Source organism: Rhodococcus sp. 4CII (assembly GCF_014256275.1).
Taxonomy (GTDB): Bacteria; Actinomycetota; Actinomycetes; order Mycobacteriales; family Mycobacteriaceae; genus Rhodococcus_F; species Rhodococcus_F wratislaviensis_A.
Genome location: NZ_JACCFE010000006.1, coordinates 1 through 21255 on the forward strand (window position 1 = coordinate 1; position 21255 = coordinate 21255).

The following is a 21255-nucleotide window of genomic DNA, read 5'->3' on the forward strand; positions in this document are numbered from 1 at the left end:
GCTCGGTGCGCTCGCGGGCGCTCGCGTTGCGGCGACGGTTGTCGTCGGTGCGGATCTTGAACTTCGCCCAGCCGCCGCCGATTCCACCGGCGTAGACACGGGTCTGATACTTGGCCCGCTGTTCGGGCGTCATGATCTCGAACATCAGTGTGCCGTCCTTCTTCTAGGCGGTCAGCGCCGACGGCATCGACGCGTGGTCGGGCAGCACACACCGATGCCGAGGGAGGCGGCGAATGCCGCGTCCTGGAACCGGTAGCAGCGGCGAATGTTGAGCTGGCACTGCACAGCCAGGTCGGCACCAGGGCATCGATTCGGGGCATGTCGGCCTCGATCGGTTCGGTGACGGTGATCAGCAGCCCGATGCGGGTGGCGCCGTGTCCGCGGGCGAGTTCGTCGCGGGACCGTTCGGCGAGTTCGACGTCGATCTGGGCGGCGGCCGAGCTGATGCCCCGGTTGCGGTTCTGAGCGGCGACGATCGCGTTGCGGTAGTCGTCGTCGATGATCTTGACCGCGTCCGCGGCGCGGTGTGGGCGGTAGACGATTGCGACGCGCTTGCGGGGAAGGTCCGGGTGCGGGGCGATCAGACGTCGCAGCGTCGATTCGTCGACGGCGCTCTTCGGGCCCGCGCTCATCAGCCAGGTCACGGACCGGCCGCCGTCGTGCCAGTACTCTTCCCACTTGTTCTCGTGCGAGATGGGACCGGCGTTGTCCCAGGTGATCCCGTGGTCGTCGCCGGTGGCTTCGGCCCGTTCGATCGTCAGCTGCGATGCCGGGTCGAACGAGCGGCGCACCACCCCGGTGATCTCGGCGGCGGTCATCGGGCGCACCGCGACACCGGAGGCCTCGATGGCGGCGCGGATGCCGGGCAGACGGCGCCCGATCTCGACGGCCTGCGCACCGGGGTCCTTCTTGCGTTCGTCGGTGGTCGCGGCGAAGGTGATCGCCACGCGGGCCGCGAGTTGCACTTCGTCGCGGTGGAACTCGGTCGCGCCTTCGAACACCACGGCCTTCGCCAGCGCGGGGCGTCGACGCGGGTGATGGCCCGGGCCTGAGTGAGCAGGGCGTTGCCGGTCTCGGGGAACGGTGTCGAGGACCGGGACGATTCCCTCGATGTCACTGGTCAGACCCGCCGAGGCCAGGACGATCCCCCACTCCCCGACCCACTGGTTGACCAGCCCCCGGTCGACGGCCTCATCACCCTGCGGCCAGGCGCGCATCACGATCGTGTACTGGTTCGTCTTCGGCATGTGGATCATGCCGAACCGGTAGCCGGCGCTGTCTTCGCCCTCGTACATCTTCGTCGGAGCCAGGACACCGGGGAGCTGCGATTTCCCGCCGGGCATCTCGGAGAACAAGCCGCCGCGGTAGATGTTCTCCTTACGTCGGAGTGCGCCGAAGAATTGCATTGCCAGAAGGGACCTTTCGTATCCGGTGAGGCCGTGACGTTTGAGGACCATGGGGACTACGGCCAGCAGGAGGACCCCGCCGGTGATCGCGCCGACTTTGAGGCCCCAGCGCATGAGCACGAGCAGCGAGATGATCACGTGCCGAGGATGAACCAGGTCACCGGCCCGGACAGGCCCATGACGCCTTCATTTCGAGGTGCCCGGCCCCCGAGATAGACCTGCGGTTCGCTGTTCGTTCGGGTCGCGCTCACCGACGATCACCACCGGTGGGCGGCAGCAAGGTCGGTGCGTGGTCAACGTCGCACGAGCCGGGATCGGCGGCGCGGAAAGCCTCTACCGGCCGCAACACGCCAGCTCGGTCGAGCTCGCACACGTCGGCGATCTTCCCGAGCTGGATTCGCGCAATCTCACTGGTCATCGGTATCTCCTGGTCATCGCGGGATGTTGTGGCGGCTGGTGGGGTGGGCGTAGTTGTCACCGGCGAGGTCACCGGCGGCGCTGTCGACAGACCGGCTGCGCGGCCTCCTCCGGCTCCGACCCATTTGCTTGCCTTCGCGCCGCTGCCCTTCTTCGGGCCGCTGCCGGCATTCGCCCCGGTTGCCGCGGGGCCCGCCTTGGCGGGGCCCGGGGGTGGACGGGGTGCCTCGGCTTCCGCTGTGGTTCCCGCGGCTGCCACCGCCGTTCCCCGGGTTTCCGCCACCGCCGACGAGACCGGGTGTGCCGCTTCCGCCCGCCGCCGGAGAATCCGCCTCCGGGCGGGACTGCCTTGCCGCCGGCGAGCTTGCCGCCGAGAGCTTTGCCGCCGGTCAGCAGGGCCGCACCGGCGAGAAGCGCCCCGGCGGTGGCCTTTGCCCCGGAGCCGCCGCTGCCGACCGCCGAGATCGCGGGGGTGATGATCCGCATCAGTGCCGGAAGGACGAGCGCCGTGGAGGCGAGCAGCGCGATTCCGATCAGCGAGTACTGGAACTGCCCAAGAGTCGGGGTCTGACCTTCGGGAACGTCGAGCGCGGAGGATTGGGTGGTCAAGAACGCCATCGCATACGCCACGATGCGACCGGTTTGAACAGGCAGAACCCGATCACCCAGGCAAGGAGTTTGTCGTAGGACTGCGATCCGGTCTTGGTTCCGCTCGCCGCGGCCGCGACGGGCAGAGCGGCGACGGCCACGATGAGGAACCCTTGCCGGATCGGCATCAAGAACGCCTGTGCGAGAGCGCCGAACGCGCCGAAGAACCCGATGATCAGCATCAGTCCCGGCGCCATCCCGGAGTACGCGCCAGGATCATCATCGACTGCACGGTCCCGGCGGGGTCAGTTGTTCGAGGTCGCGCCCACCACCTCGACCGCGAACGCGTCACCGGCGCGGGTCGGCGAGCGCGACAATCACTGACATCGTCGCCGCGGTGACCACCACACGGAACAGGGTCCGGAAGGTCTCTTCGGCCTGCTCGACCATCAGTTGCCGCCGGGCCGCGGCCAGCCGCAGTGACATGAATCCGATCGAGATGATCAGAAGGAACGACTGGATCCAGATCGTGTATTCGTTGATCTGAGCGAGAGGTCCGAACGATTCGAGGTCGGCGTTGGGAATTTGATCCACCAGGTGATCGCCATGATCATCGCCTGCGACATGCCGTCGATGATCGAGGTGACGATCTTGCCGAACTGCGAATCCCACTGCTCCTGAAGCTGTTCGCTCGCGAAGTCCTTGACCGCGCCGACGGGGTTGCCGTTGTTGTCGCAGAGGCTGCCGGACAAGTTGCCGACGACGTCGCCGGTGCTGGGCAGGCCCGGGATGTTGAGTCCGCCGAAGCCGGGGATCAGCTGGCCGAGTCCCTGGCCGGCGACTTCCACGCCCTGGCACACCACCGACCGGTCCTCGCCGGGTTTGGGTTCGGTGTCCTGCGCAGCCGCGGTGGTCGCGGCCCCGAGCACGATCGCGAGGACAACCGCCAGGGCGGTGAAGATGCGGGTCAGTTGGCGGCCCATTGGGTCCACCCCCCGAGGTTGCTGACCTCTTTCTGCCCGCCGTAGAGATCCGCGGTGAGCTTGATCTGCCAGTCCCCGTCGCGCCACAGCAGTTCCGCGGACTTCGAGACCCATCCGGTGCGGCTCTCCTTGAGCATCGCGTACTCGACCACCGCGTAGTCCGGGCGCTGCGGGTCCCACTGAGTGACTCGGTAGGCATCGACACGGAAGTAGGGCAACAGGGCCCGCTCGTCGCCTCGACCGGATGCGATCGCATCGGTGGCCCGGCGCAGGAAATCCTGGCGCAGCTGCTCGAGCGGGTCGCTGTCGGGGACGACCCGGTCGGCGTAGAACTCGGCGGCACCGGCCATGGTGGCGCCGCCGCGGGTGTAGAGCTGGATACCGGCCAGTGCCGCACCACGGGGGGTCTGGGCGAATCCGGTGGCCATGCGGCCGTCGATGCCGGTGGGTCCGTCGGTGGTGGAGAACGGCAGCGGGAAGCCCTGGATCTGCTGCCACTGCAGACCACCCGGGGCGCCGGTGATGTCGCTGGCAGGCTTGCGGGAGTAGGTGTCCTGATCGAGGGCGACGCCATCGGGATTCGGCGGGACCTCGACGCGGCGGCCGAGCTCGTCGGTGAACGGCAGCCCCCAGTCGGCGCGTTCGGTCTGCGGAGCAGGGGTGACCGGCACCTGGCCCTCGTCGGTGTCGTTGTCGTCGCGGGAAGCGAAGTACGCGACGCCACCGCCGGCGACGACGACGAACACGAACACGGCCGCGAGCCAGAACGTGAAGCCCAGGCCGTGCTTCGAGGTGGCGGCCGTGCGTCCCCGCCCCCCGACCGCGGCCGCTGGTCAGCGGCCGGGGAGCTGTCGGGCTTCTGGTCAGTGCTTTCGGTGTCTTCAGTGGTCACGGGGTGCCCTCCTGGTCGCTGCACGCGGCGGCGGGCGCGGCGAGAGCGCACCTCACGGCCGGTGTCGTAGGTGGCGGTCTGCGGGTCGTAGACGTGGACGCGGGATGCGGATTCGCCTGTGGCCGGGAGCTGGAGCTGCCAGTCCGTGCCGGTCCACACGACCGTGGTGTCGGTGATCGCGGCCGACTGGTCGCAGAACGAGGTGCGGATCGAGATGTCGGCGCGTGCATCGGTGTAGTCGGCGACGACATACCCACCCAATGTCGGGGATTCGGCAGGGTCGGCGGCAGCGGTGACACTGATCTGAGCGCGGCTGACGGCGAACGCGTCACGTTCGGGTCCCGGTGCGAGGCCCTCGTGAACGACGGCGGCCCACTGGTCGTCGCGGGCGACCGACATGCGCACGGTCTGATGAATCGCTGCCAGGGCGGCACCCTGCGGGGTGTGCGAGAACCCGGACACCGCCCCGTTGCCCGTGTTGCGAGTGGGGCCCTCGTCGGCGAACGGAAGCCAGATCGACTGGAAGCGGTCCCATTCGATCTGTGCGGGCGGGGTGGTCGGGTCGGGCGGCGCCGGGGTGGTGACCGAGTCGGTTGCGGTGGTCTCCTCAGTGGAACCGCAACCAGCGATCATCGGGCGCCGCCGCGGCGGCAGCGGCCAGGGACGCTGCCGCCAGGCGGGTGGTGATCATCAGATGGTCCTTCCTTGTCAGAACGTCAGGAGAGCTGCGGCGATACCGCTGCCCGCCGAACACAGCACCGCGGCGCCGAGCGTCATCCCGATTCGAGCGGCGGGTTCGGATTCGTACGGGTCTGCGCTGCTTGTTCCAGGCGAACAGTCCGCCGTACCAGACGAGGCGAATGGTCAAGATCGCGAAGATGATCCACATCACGTAGCGGCCGAGCTGGAGCAGCGGCTCGGTCACCGCCTCCGAGGGGATCCACATCGCGACGACCGTCATGACACGACCGAGGCCATGATTCCGCCGGCGCTGGCCGCGATCACGCCGCCGACCAGGGCGCCGGCGATGATCTTCGGCGACTCGAGCGAGCCACCGTTGAACTTCTCCCACCCGAACTTCCCGCCGCCGTAAACCAAGGCGAGAACGCCGGCGAACATCACCACCCACGATGCCCATCGGCCGAGTTCGAGCAGCTTCTCCGACTTCGGCGGCGGTTCCGGCGGGAGTTCGATCCCCTGTGCCAGCACGCTGATCGTGTCGAGTGTGCTCTGTAGCAGCATCATTCGAGTTGTCCTTTCCCTTGTTTTTCCAGGCCCCGGTCAGGTGCCCGAGCCCAGTCGACTGATGATCGAATTGCGGAGCGCCCCAGCGATCTCTGCGATTTCGCTGGGAACGGCCGTCGGGTCGTCTGCTGCGCGTTTTTTGTTCTCCGGTACCGGGTCGCGGTGCGACCAGACCGGAAGTTCTCTCAGGTCGCGGACGAGCGTGAAGTGCTCGATCCACTCGATCCGCCACGTGGTCGGGGCCAGGCCTCCGACGATCTTTCGGGTCTGGTCGATCTCCCTCGGGATCTTGCGGCCGGGCCGGTCCGCGATGGTGATCAGACCGATGAGCGTGCTGTTACCGGCCATGCCGGAAACGTGCTGGCGGATCAGGTCACCGGCCTTGTCCAGGGAATCGACGCGCTCGCGGGCGACGATCGCCACGAAGGGTGATTCCCCCTCGAACGGTGCCGGCCACTTCTGGCCGCACTCGCTCGCGAAGTCGAGGACGTGACCGAGCGTGCTGATTCCCGCGCCGCCGTGGGCGCCGAGCAGCCACACCAGCGGTGCCGGGCTGCCCAGCCCGCGCGGTACCGGCCGATCCCAGATCTCCGCGACCCTGTTCGGGGTGCGGACGGGGATGCCCGAACCGCTTGTCTGCGGCTGTGACCAGCGGGAGAAGCTGCGTGCCGACATCATCACTGCCGCCCCTCGGCGGATGCTGTCGCCCGCCGAATCCGGTCGTAGGCATCGACGGTGGCGGCGCGCAGCTCCCAGCTAGCGATCTCCAACCCGGTGGCCAAATGCGGGTCGTAGGGCACTTCGAGGGTCGCGCGGACCAGGCCCGACAGGTATCCGACCAGCTCGGCCGGGTCGACATCCGGTTCGGCGGAATTTTGGTGCGAGATGACTACGACGGTGCGCTCGAACACCCACTCCCCGACGGCGTTAGCGAGCAGGTCCAGATAAGCGCGCAGCCGGTTGAACGCATCCGCCCGGGCCTGCACCACCAGTACGAACACCGCATCCGCGTCTTCGCGCAGCCGGACGCACTCGCGGCTGCCAAGCGCATCCGCCCCCAGGTCGTAGACCGCGGTGTCGACGTGAGACCGCAGAAGGTCAGGCACCCGATGTACGACCGGGTCGTCGAACCGACTGTCTCCGCGGTCGACGACCCGGGCCCCCGCCGCCGACAAGGGCAGGTCGCTCACCAGCGCCTCGGGTTCCACGGATTCGATGAGCGTGTCGATCGTGGTGACGAGATCCTCGATGCTCGCGCGTGATCGCAGGTCACCTCCGGTGACGGTGAGATCGACCACCGCCACCGAGGAGCTGGCGTCGTGGGTTGCCCATGCCCCGGCGATGCCGATCGCGGTCGTTGTGGCTCCCGCTCCCCCGCCTACGCGCCGGTGACCAGTACCAGCGGCGGAGCTGTTACCGGCGGCGCTGCGGGTCCTGGTCTCGGGGTGCGGGTGCCGGGTGCTCGGCTGGTGCCGAACTGGCCGGGCTGTCGGCCCCTCGCAGCGGCACCACCGCTGCCGGGGGCAGGTCCGTTTCGGGCTCCGGCTCCTGGCTCAGCCATTGCATCCATTCGGGTTCGGTGCTCATGATGCCTCTCCGATCGACGTGATCACGTGACGTCCATCGACCACTCGTGTGGTGATGGCTTGCTGGGTGTAGGCGACTTCTTCCCCGCTCGGCTGGCGTTCGCGCAGCGTGACGAGGAATCGCTGCGGCTCGGCTGCGCGGATGGTCACGCAGTGCTCCGCGCCGGCGGGAATGTAGGTGTCGATGGCGCTCTGGAGCAGGTTGGCGGGCTCGACACCGACGGCGTCGGGGGCGACGAACGGCGCGTGCCGCTTCTCCGGATCGCTGCACGTAGTAGGCGAAGTCGAACGCGAGGATCGCGGCGGGGCCGGAGTCGGTTCCACCGGGGCCGTTGCCGATGATCACGCCGTCCACGGCTGCGGCCGGGTCGCACCAGGGGCGCGGGGCCGCTGACGTCAGTGGAGCCGTGGTCGGCTGCGTGGTCACGGCAGCGGCGGTAGGCGAGCTGTCTTGCCCACCACCGAGCGCCCACACGCCCAGGCCCGCCGCGACCGCAGCTGTCGCGGCAGCGGACCCGAGTCCGGCGACTGCGCGCGGGGAAATCCGGTGCCGCGTGGCCGCGGCCACGGAAGGTGTCGGTGCGGGCGCTGCCACCGGCGGGGCCGGGTCCACGGGCAGGTCCGGGGTGGGTTCGGTGGGGTGCTCGACGGGCGAGGTGTCCGCAAGGGCGGCGACGGTAGGGGTGAAGGACGGATACCAGCGGGTCAGCTCACTAGCTGTGGGATCAGGCCTGCGGAAGTTGGTATCTGTCATCATCGAATCCCTTTCTGTGCGAATCCGGTTCCCCGGACGAAAGCGCGTCCGGGGAACCGGGTCGGTCATCCGGCAGCGACCGGGCTGGTCGACGTCGGACGCGCACTCGTCGCCCCCGATGACGTGGGGGTGGTGGACGCACTGGTTCGCGGGGTCGTGGTGGTCGGGGAGGTCACCCGCGGTGTGGACGTCACCGACGACGAGTCGGTTCCGGCCGCGACATCCTTGGCGAGAGCGGCGAACCACTCGGCCACGAACTGCGCCGCGGACTGCCCGGTGGCGGTCACCGGCGTCGACCCGTAGGAACCGTGCGCGCGCACCGTGTTCCAGTACTTCGTCAGCGCTGTTGTCGACACCAGGTCGGCGTTGTCGCTGATGTTGTCCTTGACCACGTCGAACGCCTGCCGAGTGAGCCGCGACGTCGTCGCAGGGGGCATGAGCTTCGGAATCGCCCCCACCAACTTCGTGGCGAACAACGCGACGCCGGCAGCCGGATTCGCGAGACCGACCGTGGCCAGCTGGGCGATGTTCGCCGGAGTGAGGACTTCCTTCGCGACCGTCTTGACGGCGTTGAACCCGATCGTGCCGACCTTCAGCACCGCGCTGATCGCTTCCTGCGCGGTCGGCATTTCCGTGCGCGGGTCGGAGGCGATCGCCACCCGCTCCGACAACGACTTCTTCGGGTCGATCGACAAGTTCGCCAGCGTGGTGCCCTGGATGTCCTCATTGATCACCGGCACTGCCGTCTTGATCGTCGTCAGTGCCAGCGCCTCACTGATCGAGGTCAACGACTGAATCGGATCCCCCGACGAGAGCTCGCTCTGACCGGCGATATTGGTCACCGCCCGCATGATCGGCGCGTTCGCCGGTGCATCACACGAGAGATCGCCCGGCTCGCAGATCGACGCCACCCGTCCCGGTGAGGGACCCGTAGGCAACTGCGGTGTCCGCGGTCGGTCCGATACCGCCGCCTTCGGGAGTCGCCTGCGCCGGGGCCGAGATCTTCCCGACCTGGGCGCCGGTCGTGCCCGGGGCGGGCTTCGGTGACGTCTGGCCGCGGCGCCGGGGAACAACGGCGAACCCGGTGCTCGCGTCGGATCACCGAACAGTGCCACCCCGACGAGTTTGTTCGCCGGAATCGGCCCCTCACCGGCGCCGACACGCTTGGCGAACATGCTCATCACGTGCGCGCCCTGGGAGTATCCCGCCCCGGTGAACACCGTGGTCGGGCACGCCTGCGCGACCTCTGCGGCGGTGTCGATGAGGTTCTGCAGGCCCTCCTCCACCGACTGCGAATAGGGCACATTCGCACCGGGCACCGCGCCACCGAACCCGGCCGGATACGGCACATAGGCGCGGCCTGCGAGGGTGTCCCCCGCAGAATCGGTGGTCTTGACCATCATTGGCATGAAGACCTGCGAGAGCATGCCGGTGTCGAGTGTCGCCGGAGTGTCCGGGGACGACTCCCCCGTTCCCTGGATCCCGAGAGCGAACAACGCCGGGCACGAGTCCCCGACCAGCTCGCTCGCCGGTCCGGCGGGCGCGGCATACGCCGTTCCCGCCGACCCGATCCCAATCACAGCCACTGCCGCTGCCGCGGCCACCCGGGGAAGTAGTTTCATGTGGTCACCCCGCTCAGGCGTTCAGGCCGTTGACGACGGCGCCAGCGAACGCGGCCGCCTGCTCGATCACCGGTGCGGCCGCGGCCGCCGCGTTCGTCCCGGCCGATTCCACCGAGGCGACGACCTGGTCTCCGCCCGGCTGCGCCAGCGCCGCGTCACGGACCAGGGCAGCTGACGCATCAACTCGCGGAGTCGCCTGCTCGACGTACGCCGGTGCCGAGTCCGCGAAATCCCGAGCCTGCTCGACAACTTCGCTGCCACCGGGAAGGGCCTGAACCTGCTCGACAACAGCGGAGGTCTGAGCCGTCACCGCCGCGGTGTCGACCACCGGGGGTGTCCACAGGGGCTCCGGAGCGGCTTCGGGTGCCGGTGCAGGGGCGGGTTCCTGAACGGTCACGTCCTGGCCGCCGAACACGGTGGCACCCGCCACCGCGCCGCCGACACCACCCAACCCGGCGCCCAGCACGAAAGCGGGTGCACCGAGGACGACCGCCCCGGTACCGGCGCCGATCGCCGCACCCGGGCCGACACCCCATCCGCCGGTCGGCGCGGTCACCGCCGCACCGATACCTGCGCCGATACCGGCGCCGATACCGGCACCGAGCGCGGCGGCAGGCACAGCCAGGCCGGTACCGACGATTCCCGCGCCGAGCAGGCCGCCACCGATCGCACCGCCGGTGATCCGGTCGGCCTGTGGTGCGTTCACGCCGGCGTCGGTCAGCGCGTTTCCGGCGTCGGCCTGCACTGCCGCGATCGTGTTCGTGATCCGGTCCCGGTCCTCATCCGGCATCCAATCCGGCTGCTCGAGTAATCCGGCACCGGTGAAGATGTACCCCTCCGGTGCCTCGACCGGCGCGATCCCCTTTCGCTCGACCATCGGCGGAGCCGGGACGGGTTCAGGTTCGACGACCGACGGAGCCGACTGGGTCGGTTCTTCGACGTACGCCTGCTGGTACGAGGGCGTCGCGTCGTAGTCGGTCTGCGGAGACGACCACTGTGCGTACTGCGGTGCCTCGTACTGGGCCTGCTGGTACCCGGTCTCCCAATCCGAGTACTGCCGCCACTCCGAGTTCTGCACATTCGGCGACGGCGTGTACCCAGGCAGGTAATCCCGTGTCTGCTCCGGAGCCTGGGCAGACGTTCCGGGCTGGCTCCCACCACCGGTCCCCGGCTGACTGCCACCACCGGTGCCCGGCTGCGACGGAGCAGCCTGCGCCACACCCGCACACGCCACGCACAACGCCACAGGAACCGCGCACCACACCGCGGCCCGCTCCGCCCGCCGACGATGCCGGCCCCCACCTGATCTACTCATCGCTACTCGCTTTCTCTCGAAGGAAACGCCGTTGCGGTGCACCTCTGTGCAACCGCAGGTGCCGAAGACGAATCGGAAATATGTGAATGACAACAACTTTGGGGACCTGGGCAGGAGGCTGACTGACCCTCCACCGGCCGTGGGGCGAACGGTCAGGCAGGCCAGCCAGGGAAGGCCCCGCCGAGACCGAAGAGCAAGGTGATCAGAAAGACGAGAAACATCGCGAAAATCCTTAACGGAGAATCGAATTGAAATCTGTCAGCGATCTAGACGACGGGCTGAACGCCGACCCAGGGTGACGAATACGGCACTAAGGAGTGGCCCGCGGGACAGGTCGAAAACCCAGGAAGACCGATGCTGTAGCACCTGTAACCAGGCGCCCGACCAGCGCAATGTGCGACCACGCCGAGCGGCCGCCCGCCCTCATTCATCGAGATCGGAACGTGAGGAACGGACTCGCTGGAACCTGCCTGTAACGAAAACCGGGCAGCGGTACGATTAGTGGTCGGGTGGATCTGGGCACCCAAAGACATCGGAGCCTCCAACTGGGTACAGAAATGGCCCGCGGGGATCCGAGATCCTGCGGCGTGGACGTTTACGCGTTGAAACGCTGTGGGGAGTAGAACCCCAGGTGCGGGCGAGGACGCCAATCATCACCGCACCTGGGGTTTTCTGCGCAGCACAAGTTGGCCCGCGTGCGAGCCACGAGCTGCGAAGTGAGACCACTGAGCGGTGACTTGGGCAGAAGTTCAACCGCACAGTGGAAGTCTTGGGGATTCGGAGGTCGGCCCGGAGCGAATGAGCCTGAGCCAATTCGACTTCAGAAACTTGTCGAGTCGAACCGCTGGTCGCCGCGGTGGTGACCTGGAAAGTGTGGTCAGAAGCACGCGAAGGTGCGGCTCTACGCGAGCCACACCATGTGTTGGTTGCTTCCGACACGATCGCCCCTGAGAGTCCAAAGGGCACACCAAATAGACGGTGTGCAGCACCTTTTGCGCTACAAGCGGACCCGACGTGTACAAGGCCGCAGGACTCCCCGGTGGGGCGCGCGAAAGGATTGTAAACCGCGGCAGCTTCTGTGCGCAACCTATTCACGCTTTTCATTCACGCCCCTTCCCCTGAGCGAGTCCGCTAGAAGCAGCTAAGATTAGCGCAACAATAACACGCAACTATAAAACGCGCTAGCGCATGATGGCACTCCGGGAAGGGCAACAATGGTCGGATACAGCAGTGGTCGGACCCCGGGAGTTGATGAAGTGCCTCGCAGCGGAGTCAGAGGATTCCGGGGTGACAAGCTCCGCGAACAGCGAGTGAAGGCGCGGCTCACGCCGGACGATCTCGCGGCCCGAATCGGTACAACTCGTCAGGCAGTCTCGACCTGGGAAACTGGACGGTCAAGGCCGGCACCGGAAATGCTTGGCCTTCTTGCCGAAGCCCTGGACACATCAATCGCTGTGCTCGTGCCGATCCCGGCGGGCAAGCTCAGAATGAGCGACCTTCGAGTGCGGGCAGCGCTGAATCAACGAAACGCAGCCGCCCGGCTCGGAATCGGAGCCACTACGTTGGCCGAGGTCGAGAACGGGGTAAAGCCTGTCCGCGATGACCTTGTGCCCAAGATTGCCGAGCTCTACGGGGTCGATAAGCGGATCGTTGCGGAGGCATGGAAGCGCGGTCATGAACATCGAGAGACACGCGCGAAGAACCTATAAATAATCACGCAACTAAAGCACGGATTCTTCATCTCTGAGAGCGTTCGACGGCGTGTCTTCATCGTTATCGGTCCAACTTGTGACAGGTTTGGTGCTGCAGATTGGAGTCCGATGTGGACGGTCGGGGTCAGGGAAGGAGAAGGGTATGGGAAACCCATACAAGGGAGACCGAACTCGCGTAACCAGCAGAGTCCCTGACGTGGTGTTCGAGGAACTCGAACGTAGGCGGATGGCAGCGGGTGTGAACATGAGCCAATTCCTGGCAGATCTTCTCGCAGCCGCTACCGGCCATACCCAGCTCGTTCAGGAGACCAACCAGGAGGTGCTGAAACTTTCCGCGTGAACGCGATGGCGGCCTTGACGCTGCACAAACGAACACACATTACGTAGTGCATCACACCAACTAACCAAAAAACCCCCGACCGGGCAGGGCCGAGGGCATTGGGTCTTTGAAGTTGGTTGAGAAAAGAGTTAGCCGCTCGATTCTCTGTACTGCTTATCCCCGGAGGGACTGTCTCGTGGACAGAGCCCAGGGTATCTCACGCCCTGATGCAGGTCTAATAACTCATGCGCGTGTCACCCCGCCAAGTGGTGACCCAGATAGCACACAACTGCTCTACAACACGTGCACTCGCGTGTGGTCGCCGCGGCGGCGCGTTCGCGTCGACCCGGACCGAAAACACAAGTACGACGCCTCTATCTCCATGCCCCTGCAGCAGCCGGAATTTCCCTGGGCGGTCTATCTCGCCAGCTCAGATCACCGCTTTCGGCTTCTCGTGTTCGACTTCGACACCTCCCGTTTTGGCGCCGATCAGGCTCGTGCCGATTCGGACCGCCTCGCCGCACACCTCGACGACTTGGGTGTCCAGTTCCTGCGTGCGCACTCCGGGCCGACGGGCGGCCAACACATCTGGATCCGACTTGGCGAGGACGGTGCCGACCCGGCCGCGGTCGGCGAACTCAACCGCGTGCTCGTTCAGCACTACCCAACCTTCGACAAATCCCCCCTGAGAAACCCCGATAAGGGGGTTGTGCGGCCTCCAGGGGCACCACACCGCAACGGTGGATGGTCCGTTCCCCACCTGGCCGGCGTCGAGCTGCAGCAGGCTCTCGAGCGCGTCAGCCGCGGGACGACGCCGGAAGTCGTCAATTGGCTCCTCGCGCGGCACCCCCATGTCGAGCCCGCTACACCGCCCGAAGAACATCGACGGCCGCGGATCATTGAGGATGCGGCGGGTCCGAGACTCGACCGACCCCGGCGGCCGCTACCCCACCGAACTGCGGCTTTGCTCGCGACGGTGCCGTCGAAGGGGGCGGACCGAAGTGCCCTCGCGTACACCATCCTTCTTTCCATGGCCCGCGCCGGACACACACTCGACGACGCCCGCGCCGCCGTTGCCACCGCCCCAGGTCTGATTCGGCTTCGTGAGGACGCGGCCCGCGGCCGCGACGACACAGAACGCCAATGGTCCCGCGCCCTCGCCCGAGCCGCGACCTTCACCGCTGACCCCGGCCAGGCACCCCGTGAACCGATCGACGACGACCTCGACACCATCGAACATGCCCTCGCAGCGACAACAGCGCACTGGGGCCGGCGAGGAGGAGCAAGTGACGAGCGGATCCTGCACGCACTGACCGCGCTAGCGCGCACCGCCCGGACTCGGGTCCTCGACATCGATTGCCGCCGCCTGGGACAGACCTGCGCTCTCGACGCGTCCACGGTCTCGCGCAGGCTTCGTTTGCTGGCACGGGAAGGCTGGGTCACGCTTGCCACTCCAAGCGCGGGGACGCGAGCTGCACGGTGGACCCTCAACCTGCCGCCTGATGTGGGCGTAGAGATTACTTCTCATGCAACACAAGGGGAACCCGCCCCCGCTTCTGGGCCCGGGCTTACGCTCCTCACCCATCACGCCCACGATCTATGGAGTCCCTCACGGTCCGGCGGCCTCGGTGCTGCAACCGCACGCGTCCACTGGTTCTACCGATCTGGGGTCGCTAGCCTGACCGGCTTGTCGGAGAAGACTGGTTACGGCACCGAGTACATCGAACGAGCACTGACCCGCTTGCACTCGGCAGGACTGCTCACCTCGGAGGCCACGGGCGAGCAGTTGCTCCGGACGCTCGAGACCGTCGCACAGACCCGGGGAGTTGCCGGAATCAACGCCCGCCGCGCCGCACGACACCTAGTAGACCGAGAGCTGTTTACCTGGTGGAACGAAGAGCACCTGTGGCGCGCCGCGCGGGGTAAAAAGAGCGGGGCACGTCGGACTACCTCGACCGGAATGCTGGCGCTACCGATTTCGGCCCCTGCCCGAGTCCGCTACGGCAGGTTCCCCACCCGATCGAACGGAAGGGCTGACTACCCCACCGCCCGAGCCGTGGTGTCTCAGATCAATTCAGCCGTGCAGTCGGTCGCATGACAAAAGACCAAGTGGATCGACGAACGACGCTGCGACTGGGGGCATACACGTGCCTAACTCGTCGCCGCCCGCGCGGCACCCACGCCCCGGCCGCGGATCCCGGCTAGGTTATCGAGCATGAGGCGCCCAATTACCTCGACACGTAACCCACAGTGCCGCGCACCCCGGACTCCGTGCCACACCGCTGCCGACGTCGTAGCCCGGTTCGCTCAGGGCGCGAAGACCGTCATCGTCGATTCCCCGCCCGATCAGATCCTCGAACTCCACGACCTCATTGGCACCGGCACCCTGCGGATCACCGGCACCTCACGCGTCCGCATCACCACCAGCACACCGCAACAACAGACACGGTCGCCGGCCATCGTCGTCACCGACGCGGCCCAGGTGCAGCTCGAAGGACACTCTCGCTGCTACGCGTACACCACCGCCATCATCGAAGCGTTCGACGACACCCAGGTTGAAGCCCGCAACAAGTCCACCGTCTACGCAGTTGACCGAGCCAAGGTTCGCGCCACCGACGAACCCACGATCTACGCCTACGACCAGGCCACCATCCACGCCGACGGACACACCACCGTCCACGCCACCGACAACAGCCGAATCCTCCTCCACGACAATGCCAACGTCACAGCGCAACGAGGTGTCACCATCCAAGGCCCAGCGCGCACTAACACTCGGATCCGTCAATGATGGTTGCGAAGGCCCATCGAGAACTGGCGCCGGGCCGGCCACCTGTGATCGCGAGCTAGCGACGGAGAGTCATCGGTGTCCCGGCTACGGCGCCGCTGACACGGTGACAAGTGCACCCATCGTGTGCTGGTCGAACGCCATCAACGAGACCTCAAGGTGCAATGGCTTCCACTCACCATCCAGCCCGCGGAAACGAATAACACCGGAGGTGCTACCACGCGCAAGGTCGGCAGAGAGACGCCTTGCAACCTCGACGTCATCGGGGTGCATCGCCGGCGTCGGCTCCCCTACCCCACCTTCCCAAGCAATCCCGGGCATCGGGTTGCCTCGCCATTTGAGCAGGCTCAGCTTCTTGTGATCCACGTAGGCCAGATACTCACCAGGCTTCAACTTGGCGTCCAAGACGCGATGTTCCAGAATGACCGGCGGCGGCGCAGTCGGCACATCGTCTGCCGGGCCGATGTCATGCGTAACACCCCGCAGGATCACGACCTTCCGATCGCTGTTCGGATCGGACCGTTCCTCGACCGCGCGGCACGAGAAATGCGCAGCACGGCGGGCGCCATCGTCGCGTTTGACCGTCCATACCGCTTGGTGTTCCATCCCCGGGGTCGACTTAACGATCTTGGCTAGTGCGTGCCCCTCGTCGACGCCGGTATCCAACCTGTCGAACGCCCCGGCCATTGCAGCCTCAGATCTACGATTCTCGGGCGCTACCCCATAAAGGTCGAAAAGATCATCGCTACCACTGACTTTGAAGTCGGTTAGATTGAAGTACCAGGCTCCAGCAGGATCACGTTGTGCAACCTTCTCCTCAGCTGATCCGACCCACAGATAGATGGCGTGAATTCTGCCCTCAAATGTGCAGAGGGGGTCCGCGATAACCCGGCGCAGGCCGTCACTGGAAAGCCTGTCAATCTTGGTCGGGTGCGCCATGACCTCGGTGATCGCCGAAGTCGCATCTGCAAATGACCGCCTGCTCTTGATCACTTGCTCCAACAGCACGAAGGGCTTGGGTGTACGGCCCTGCCCCACAATCGACGGCTCCGCGCCCCCGAACGTACTTACCAGCAACCACTTTGTCGCCATCCAAAACCTCCCCGACCGAATGAACGAGGAGATCCTAGCCTGTCCGGATTGAACACTGTTCAGGTCGGGCGTCCAGCTACGCACCAAACTTCTTCAGGGCGGGCAGGATGGACAGATAACGCGCTCCGAGCGTTCGCGTAACCATATCGACCGCTCTGGCGTCTGCGCCGATCAAGACGCGCGCAGACCCGCGCTGAACGCCACGGAGGATCGTCCGAGCGGCGGCATTCGGATCTGTTCTCGCGATACGCCGCTCGAATGAATCAGCGAGTTCGGTCCCGTCTACTCCTGCCGCGTGCCTAGCAGTGCGCGCGATGGTGGTCCGAATGCCACCTGGGTGAACGCAGGTCACCTTTACGCGATATCCCCCGAGAACCATTTCCTGGCGGAGCGACTCAGTGAAGCCCCGTACGGCGAACTTGGCCGCGTTGTAGGCGGAATACGACGGCGCGGCCATCAACCCGAAGGCCGAGGAGATGTTGACGATGTGCCCTCGATCTGAGCGCATCACGTGTGGAAGGAAGGCCTTCGTTCCGTTGACTACTCCCCAGAAGTCAACGTCGACCACTCGCTCGTAGTCCTCGAAGGTCGTGTCCAGGACGTCGCCGGCAAAAAGTACGCCGGCATTGTTGATCAGAGCGTCAACTCGGCCGAATCGAGAAGCGATATCTGCTGAATGGGCGAGTACGGCAGCTCGGTCCGTCACATCGACAACCGACGTATAGATGTCTCCGGGGCCGTCTGCGCACAGGTCAGCGGTAGCAAGCAGTTGAGACTCCGACGAGTCTGACAGCGCCAGATGTGCGCCAGATTGAACGAGCTGTAGAGCTAGCTCGCGTCCAATTCCCGCCCCGGCTCCTGTTATTGCGACGACACGACCCTCGAAGTAGCCCATCTGTTCCCCTCGTTTTCGGGCGGCGTCCCTGCCAATACCCTATCCAACGTCTATGGGTCCATAGTTCTATCGAAACTGTCATCGCCGCACTGTGATGACTCTCATGCACTTTGGGCTCAACACCGGCGACTACGCCCAGTCGGCGAGCTCCGGGCAACCGAGAGCCTCCTCCAGCGCCCTGTGCAACGTGGACTAAGCCTGGCAGCGAGAGGCGGCGGGTTGCGTGCAATGGCCCGCAATAGGCCGGGGCCCGGCCTATTGCGCAAACGGGGAGCCGTGCCGTTGCAATGCAACGACGGCCACGCGACGACACGCGTTGCGCAAGCATTGCGGGCAATAGCTGAATTCGTTGCTTTACCTGTAATGCCAGCAAAGCTGGCTGATGCGAGGGTTGGACAGCTGCACGGCCGGCGGCATCCCGCCGATTCGCTTACAGGCAGCATTGCAAGCAAACCAAGCATTGCTGGCCGTATGGAGAACAAGGCCGTGCCAGCAAAGAATGCAATACCGGCATACTGGATTTGACCTGCATAAAAGCATTCCAAGCATTGCAAGTAAGGCGACACGCCGGGATTGACAGTATTGCTTGCAATGACTGCGTTGCCGGTAACATAGGGCAAAACCTGCAACGCTGGTAACACCTGCAACGCCAGTAATCCTGGCGTTGCGGCATTGCCATCGTTGATGGCAATGCCAGCATTAACAGTGAAACCCGCTCCGGGACAAGCAAGGGAGACGCCGGTGCCACCACCTCGCACACACGTAGTCCCGCAACGCGATGCGGTCGCGTTGCATCGAGTCATTGCAGTAATCAACGGGAAGGGGGGAGTGTTCAAGACGACCCTGGCCGCGAACATCTCTGGTTTGCTGGCCGAGTCTGGCTACAAGGTCCTTCTCGTCGATCTCGACCCGCAGGGCAATATCGCGGAGGATCTCGGCTACACCTACGCCGAGATCGACGACGAGGGTAAGAATCTCGCGCAGGCTCTGTCGTTCGGTGATCCAATCACGCCGGTCCGCGATGTTCGTCCCAACCTCGACATCATCCCGGGCGGCACACATTTGTCGATGGCCACCGCTGCGCTGGCCTCGAAAGCAACGAAGGACCCGCTGGGTGCCAAGTTGGCCCTCGCGACGGCACTAGCGCCGCTGGCGGGCGAGTACGACATGGTGCTCATCGACTGCCCGCCTGGCGACGAGACGCTGCAAACTGCTGCCGCTGCGGCTGCAAAGTGGCTGCTCGTTCCGACGAAGACGGATGGGTCGAGCCGCAAAGGCATGGCAGCCGTCGCGGCCCGCCTCAGCTCTGTCACGGACGTCAACGAGGACCTGGACCTGCTCGGCGTTGTCCTGGTCGGTGTGGGTGCAAACTCAACGGCCGTACAGAGAACGGCTCGTGAAGGAATCGCCATTGCGTTCGGTGGGGACGCCGATGACGTGGTGTTCGAGAAGATGGTGAGGCACTCAGAAGCCACAGCGCTCGCAATCCGAGAGCGGGGAGTACTGGTCCATGAGCTCGACGACGTCGTCCAGAGCGGACCGAAGTGGTACGAAGTCGTCCGCGGTGATGCCAAGGCCCAAGAACACGCGCCGAAAAGCGCGAAAGACGTCGCCGCGGACTTGCTGGCCGTATGCCAAGAGATGGTGCAACGCATCACCCAGGCTGAGACCGAGGAGGTGGCATCATGAGTGCAACGGATCGAGCTATTACGGGGCTGCCGCCGCGACCTGGAGCAGCGTCCGCGCGAGCTGCGACCCCTGACGTGTCATCACTGAGAAGGCAACGCAACAAGGCTGCAACAGATCTGGCATCGACGGCTGCGCCCGCGCAACAGCCGGTTGAACCGGAGAAGAAACCGAGCAACAAACCGACCACTGTCTACATCGCCCCAGACGTCCTGAAGCAAGCACGCCTGGCATTCAAAGCAACGCAGTCCGCCGAGGCCGACCGCAACTGGTCCCACTTCGTGGAGAAGGCGCTCGCCGACGCAACACAGCGCCGCGCTACGCAACACAACGACGGCAACAAGTTCGAAGGGGAGGACAAGCCACTCCCACCTGGCCGTCCGCTCGCTGACGACTAGCAAATCGATGAGGCCCCTGCCGATTGGGTCGGCAGGGGCCTCGTTCCGACCGGTACCCCGTGGAAGGAAGACCAGTCATGAATGACCTTAGTATTCGAGCAGCACGAATCCAGGTCCGCGCCCTGATTGCGGCTCTGATCGTTGCGATCTCCATTGCAGTTGGCATCACCACAGGGGCCTTTGTGCTGTCCTTTGCCGTGCAACGCGACCTCGCGTTGCAAGCCGGGATCCCGCACTACCTCACCTGGATCTTCCCGGCCATCGTCGACGGCGCAATCCTCGGCGCAACGATCGCGGTCGTTGCGCTGAGCAAGATCAGTGGGCGCGCGACAGGAAAGCGGTTCTTCCTCTGGCTCGCTGTCGTTGTGGTCTTCATCAGTGTCTTCGGCAACGCCTACCATGCCCGCCGAGCCGGGGAAGAAGCTGCCCGCGACGTCGCGGCCGGCATCGATCTGGGCTTCACACCGCTGACGCCGACAGGCGCATCGCTCATTGCGATCATTCCGCCGTTGCTGGTGCTGGCGTTCACCCACGGTGTCGGCATCCTCATCAAGGCAATCGGTACAGCACACACCGAGTACAACGCCCTATGCAACGACATCGCTAGCAGGGCGGTTGAGGAGCGAGAGAGCTCAGGCGCAGTCAGCACCCGGCTAAACCCGCAGGTCCCAGACCCCAAGGCCCAGGACAGTTTCAGCAGCATTAACAGCATTACTGGCAATACCAGCAATGCTGGCGTCGGTATCCATATCGATGTCGATGCCGCAGAAACCCAGGTTGCGGGAGTGCGGACGTCACGCGATGCAACGAGCGACGACATTGCGGAGGCGTGGCCTACCGGCGTTGACCGTTGCGATGGCGAAGATGACGTCGTTGCAGAGGTCGTTGCCGACGACCTGGACGTTGCGTGCAACGGGATCGCATCGGCGGTGCCCGAGACCCTGGTGTTGCCCGACGAGCTGCAAACCACGGAATACCTGCTCGCCTTCATCGAGTCGAGCAAGCTCGATCCGATGGTCAAGGAGACCGCCAGGCTGAAGATCGAGCATCCAGACGCAACGTTCGCAGCACTTGCGGAGGCGACCGGGGAGAAGTGGGCGAGCACTGCATTGCGCCGTTACAACAAGGCCAAGGACCTCGCAGTTGACGCCGGATTCCGTACCCCGCCACTCCCGCTTACCGACGAGGCAACGGACAACGGCAGCGACGAATCCGAATCGACACCGTACGAGCTGGTAGGTGCCCGCTAGAAACTCTCGGCAAAGGGGGCGGGGCTGCGGACGCCTCGCCCCGACAGATGCGAGGTGCGTGTTCGATGGGGTTGACCCATAGTTCACGGCCGGGTCGAGGCATTGTCGATTCGGAACACGTTCGGGTGGGGTAGGGGAGAGACCAATGACATTTCGGCAGAACGCTGTCCGCACGGTTGCAGTCAGCGCCGCCACGGCCGCGATCGCACTCGTCACCAACACGGTTGCAGCGGCGGACGTTCCGCCGCGCACGCCGGGCATTATGGGTGGACGACATCGTGCAGCTCGATAACAGCGGACCGTGCAATGA

25 protein-coding genes are annotated in these 21255 nt (G+C 65.5%); 6 read left to right on the forward strand and 19 right to left on the reverse strand.

Annotation, left to right across the window (positions count from 1 at the left end):
• The 15 genes from H0B43_RS40395 to H0B43_RS40450 form a co-directional block, all read right to left on the reverse strand.
• The coding region (locus tag H0B43_RS40395; RefSeq protein WP_252190992.1) for an SCO6880 family protein at window positions 1-1544 on the reverse strand (1544 nt) is incomplete at its 3' end.
• Between the two features lie 109 nt (window positions 1545-1653).
• Window positions 1654-1824: a hypothetical protein gene (locus H0B43_RS40400; RefSeq protein WP_185950129.1), complete on the reverse strand. Its 171-nt coding sequence runs from the start codon at window positions 1822-1824 to the stop codon at window positions 1654-1656.
• A gap of 68 nt (window positions 1825-1892) precedes the next feature.
• Window positions 1893-2441, reverse strand: a complete 549-nt coding sequence (locus H0B43_RS42385; protein WP_252190993.1) for a hypothetical protein — start codon at window positions 2439-2441, stop codon at window positions 1893-1895.
• Window positions 2429-2668 carry a hypothetical protein gene (locus tag H0B43_RS42390; RefSeq protein ID WP_252190994.1) on the reverse strand — a complete coding sequence of 80 codons (240 nt, stop codon included), beginning with the start codon at window positions 2666-2668 and terminating at the stop codon, window positions 2429-2431. The genes H0B43_RS42385 and H0B43_RS42390 overlap by 13 nt, the downstream gene beginning before the upstream one ends.
• Window positions 2669-2759: 91 nt before the next feature.
• A complete protein-coding gene (locus H0B43_RS42395; RefSeq protein ID WP_252190995.1) occupies window positions 2760-2897 on the reverse strand; it encodes a hypothetical protein in 138 nt (45 codons plus the stop codon).
• Between the two features lie 17 nt (window positions 2898-2914).
• A complete protein-coding gene (locus tag H0B43_RS42400) occupies window positions 2915-3394 on the reverse strand; it encodes a hypothetical protein (protein WP_252190996.1) in 480 nt (159 codons plus the stop codon).
• A complete protein-coding gene (locus H0B43_RS40410) occupies window positions 3379-4146 on the reverse strand; it encodes a hypothetical protein (protein ID WP_185950130.1) in 768 nt (255 codons plus the stop codon). Before H0B43_RS40410 ends, H0B43_RS42400 begins: the two co-directional genes overlap by 16 nt.
• Window positions 4147-4893: 747 nt before the next feature.
• Window positions 4894-5247, reverse strand: a complete 354-nt coding sequence (locus tag H0B43_RS40420; protein ID WP_252190997.1) for a hypothetical protein — start codon at window positions 5245-5247, stop codon at window positions 4894-4896.
• Entirely contained in the window at window positions 5244-5531 is a 288-nt protein-coding gene (locus tag H0B43_RS40425; protein WP_012691833.1) for a hypothetical protein, read from the reverse strand. Before H0B43_RS40425 ends, H0B43_RS40420 begins: the two co-directional genes overlap by 4 nt.
• A gap of 36 nt (window positions 5532-5567) precedes the next feature.
• On the reverse strand, window positions 5568-6209 hold the full coding sequence (locus H0B43_RS40430) for a DUF6668 family protein (protein ID WP_185730171.1): 642 nt from the start codon (window positions 6207-6209) through the stop codon (window positions 5568-5570).
• Entirely contained in the window at window positions 6209-6835 is a 627-nt protein-coding gene (locus H0B43_RS40435) for a hypothetical protein (RefSeq protein WP_252190998.1), read from the reverse strand. Before H0B43_RS40435 ends, H0B43_RS40430 begins: the two co-directional genes overlap by 1 nt.
• A gap of 109 nt (window positions 6836-6944) precedes the next feature.
• Window positions 6945-7118, reverse strand: coding sequence for a hypothetical protein (locus H0B43_RS42405; protein ID WP_252190999.1), 174 nt, complete (start codon window positions 7116-7118; stop codon window positions 6945-6947).
• Window positions 7115-7441, reverse strand: a complete 327-nt coding sequence (locus tag H0B43_RS40440) for a hypothetical protein (protein WP_185950131.1) — start codon at window positions 7439-7441, stop codon at window positions 7115-7117. The genes H0B43_RS42405 and H0B43_RS40440 overlap by 4 nt, the downstream gene beginning before the upstream one ends.
• Before the next feature lie 495 nt (window positions 7442-7936).
• Window positions 7937-9493, reverse strand: coding sequence for a cutinase family protein (locus H0B43_RS40445; protein WP_252191000.1), 1557 nt, complete (start codon window positions 9491-9493; stop codon window positions 7937-7939).
• Between the two features lie 13 nt (window positions 9494-9506).
• Window positions 9507-10808 (reverse strand): hypothetical protein, encoded by a 1302-nt coding sequence (locus H0B43_RS40450; protein ID WP_252191006.1) that lies wholly within the window; start codon window positions 10806-10808, stop codon window positions 9507-9509.
• 1214 nt (window positions 10809-12022) lie between these two features.
• Here H0B43_RS40450 and H0B43_RS40455 point away from each other — a divergent pair.
• Window positions 12023-12517 (forward strand): helix-turn-helix transcriptional regulator, encoded by a 495-nt coding sequence (locus H0B43_RS40455; protein ID WP_012691827.1) that lies wholly within the window; start codon window positions 12023-12025, stop codon window positions 12515-12517.
• Between the two features lie 199 nt (window positions 12518-12716).
• Window positions 12717-12860: a hypothetical protein gene (locus tag H0B43_RS40460; protein ID WP_155755974.1), complete on the forward strand. Its 144-nt coding sequence runs from the start codon at window positions 12717-12719 to the stop codon at window positions 12858-12860.
• Between the two features lie 409 nt (window positions 12861-13269).
• On the opposite strand, the gene H0B43_RS43035 is transcribed toward H0B43_RS40460, so the two are convergent.
• Together H0B43_RS43035 and H0B43_RS43040 are read right to left on the reverse strand one after the other, a co-directional pair.
• Window positions 13270-13692, reverse strand: coding sequence for a hypothetical protein (locus H0B43_RS43035; protein ID WP_185723564.1), 423 nt, complete (start codon window positions 13690-13692; stop codon window positions 13270-13272).
• A 90-nt stretch (window positions 13693-13782) separates the two neighbouring features.
• Window positions 13783-14079, reverse strand: coding sequence for a hypothetical protein (locus H0B43_RS43040; RefSeq protein WP_043827540.1), 297 nt, complete (start codon window positions 14077-14079; stop codon window positions 13783-13785).
• Between the two features lie 975 nt (window positions 14080-15054).
• On the opposite strand from H0B43_RS43040, the gene H0B43_RS40475 reads away from it, so the two are divergent.
• Window positions 15055-15627, forward strand: a complete 573-nt coding sequence (locus H0B43_RS40475) for a hypothetical protein (RefSeq protein WP_185723563.1) — start codon at window positions 15055-15057, stop codon at window positions 15625-15627.
• A gap of 84 nt (window positions 15628-15711) precedes the next feature.
• Here H0B43_RS40475 and H0B43_RS40480 read toward each other — a convergent pair whose 3' ends face one another.
• Together H0B43_RS40480 and H0B43_RS40485 are read right to left on the reverse strand one after the other, a co-directional pair.
• Window positions 15712-16716, reverse strand: a complete 1005-nt coding sequence (locus tag H0B43_RS40480) for a GAF domain-containing protein (RefSeq protein WP_185723562.1) — start codon at window positions 16714-16716, stop codon at window positions 15712-15714.
• A 76-nt stretch (window positions 16717-16792) separates the two neighbouring features.
• Window positions 16793-17611 carry an SDR family oxidoreductase gene (locus H0B43_RS40485; protein WP_185723561.1) on the reverse strand — a complete coding sequence of 273 codons (819 nt, stop codon included), beginning with the start codon at window positions 17609-17611 and terminating at the stop codon, window positions 16793-16795.
• A 741-nt stretch (window positions 17612-18352) separates the two neighbouring features.
• Here H0B43_RS40485 and H0B43_RS40490 point away from each other — a divergent pair.
• The 3 genes from H0B43_RS40490 to H0B43_RS40500 all read left to right on the forward strand — a co-directional run bounded on the left by H0B43_RS40490 (window position 18353) and on the right by H0B43_RS40500 (window position 20945).
• Entirely contained in the window at window positions 18353-19300 is a 948-nt protein-coding gene (locus H0B43_RS40490) for a ParA family protein (protein ID WP_312033598.1), read from the forward strand.
• The gene (locus H0B43_RS40495; protein ID WP_213016618.1) at window positions 19297-19695 is read left to right on the forward strand and encodes a hypothetical protein; all 399 of its coding nucleotides are present in this window, start codon (window positions 19297-19299) and stop codon (window positions 19693-19695) included. Before H0B43_RS40490 ends, H0B43_RS40495 begins: the two co-directional genes overlap by 4 nt.
• Window positions 19696-19772: 77 nt before the next feature.
• Window positions 19773-20945 carry a DUF2637 domain-containing protein gene (locus H0B43_RS40500; RefSeq protein WP_185723560.1) on the forward strand — a complete coding sequence of 391 codons (1173 nt, stop codon included), beginning with the start codon at window positions 19773-19775 and terminating at the stop codon, window positions 20943-20945.
• Window positions 20946-21255: the final 310 nt, after the last annotated feature.

Excerpts from the sequence above, each read along its gene's own strand:
- H0B43_RS40400 (WP_185950129.1), bottom strand. The coding sequence starts at position 1,824 with ATGACCAGTGAGATTGCGCGAATCCAGCTCGGGAAGATCGCCGACGTG.
- H0B43_RS42385 (WP_252190993.1), bottom strand. The coding sequence starts at position 2,441 with ATGGCGTTCTTGACCACCCAATCCTCCGCGCTCGACGTTCCCGAAGGT.
- H0B43_RS42390 (WP_252190994.1), bottom strand. The coding sequence starts at position 2,668 with ATGGCGCCGGGACTGATGCTGATCATCGGGTTCTTCGGCGCGTTCGGC.
- H0B43_RS42395 (WP_252190995.1), bottom strand. The coding sequence starts at position 2,897 with ATGTCACTGCGGCTGGCCGCGGCCCGGCGGCAACTGATGGTCGAGCAG.
- H0B43_RS42400 (WP_252190996.1), bottom strand. The coding sequence starts at position 3,394 with ATGGGCCGCCAACTGACCCGCATCTTCACCGCCCTGGCGGTTGTCCTC.
- H0B43_RS40420 (WP_252190997.1), bottom strand. The coding sequence starts at position 5,247 with ATGACGGTCGTCGCGATGTGGATCCCCTCGGAGGCGGTGACCGAGCCG.
- H0B43_RS40425 (WP_012691833.1), bottom strand. The coding sequence starts at position 5,531 with ATGATGCTGCTACAGAGCACACTCGACACGATCAGCGTGCTGGCACAG.
- H0B43_RS40430 (WP_185730171.1), bottom strand. The coding sequence starts at position 6,209 with ATGATGTCGGCACGCAGCTTCTCCCGCTGGTCACAGCCGCAGACAAGC.
- H0B43_RS42405 (WP_252190999.1), bottom strand. The coding sequence starts at position 7,118 with ATGAGCACCGAACCCGAATGGATGCAATGGCTGAGCCAGGAGCCGGAG.
- H0B43_RS40445 (WP_252191000.1), bottom strand. The coding sequence starts at position 9,493 with ATGAAACTACTTCCCCGGGTGGCCGCGGCAGCGGCAGTGGCTGTGATT.
- H0B43_RS40450 (WP_252191006.1), bottom strand. The coding sequence starts at position 10,808 with ATGAGTAGATCAGGTGGGGGCCGGCATCGTCGGCGGGCGGAGCGGGCC.
- H0B43_RS40455 (WP_012691827.1), top strand. The coding sequence starts at position 12,023 with ATGGTCGGATACAGCAGTGGTCGGACCCCGGGAGTTGATGAAGTGCCT.
- H0B43_RS43035 (WP_185723564.1), bottom strand. The coding sequence starts at position 13,692 with ATGGGGGTGCCGCGCGAGGAGCCAATTGACGACTTCCGGCGTCGTCCC.
- H0B43_RS43040 (WP_043827540.1), bottom strand. The coding sequence starts at position 14,079 with ATGTTCGATGGTGTCGAGGTCGTCGTCGATCGGTTCACGGGGTGCCTG.
- H0B43_RS40475 (WP_185723563.1), top strand. The coding sequence starts at position 15,055 with ATGAGGCGCCCAATTACCTCGACACGTAACCCACAGTGCCGCGCACCC.
- H0B43_RS40480 (WP_185723562.1), bottom strand. The coding sequence starts at position 16,716 with ATGGCGACAAAGTGGTTGCTGGTAAGTACGTTCGGGGGCGCGGAGCCG.
- H0B43_RS40485 (WP_185723561.1), bottom strand. The coding sequence starts at position 17,611 with ATGGGCTACTTCGAGGGTCGTGTCGTCGCAATAACAGGAGCCGGGGCG.
- H0B43_RS40495 (WP_213016618.1), top strand. The coding sequence starts at position 19,297 with ATGAGTGCAACGGATCGAGCTATTACGGGGCTGCCGCCGCGACCTGGA.
- H0B43_RS40500 (WP_185723560.1), top strand. The coding sequence starts at position 19,773 with ATGAATGACCTTAGTATTCGAGCAGCACGAATCCAGGTCCGCGCCCTG.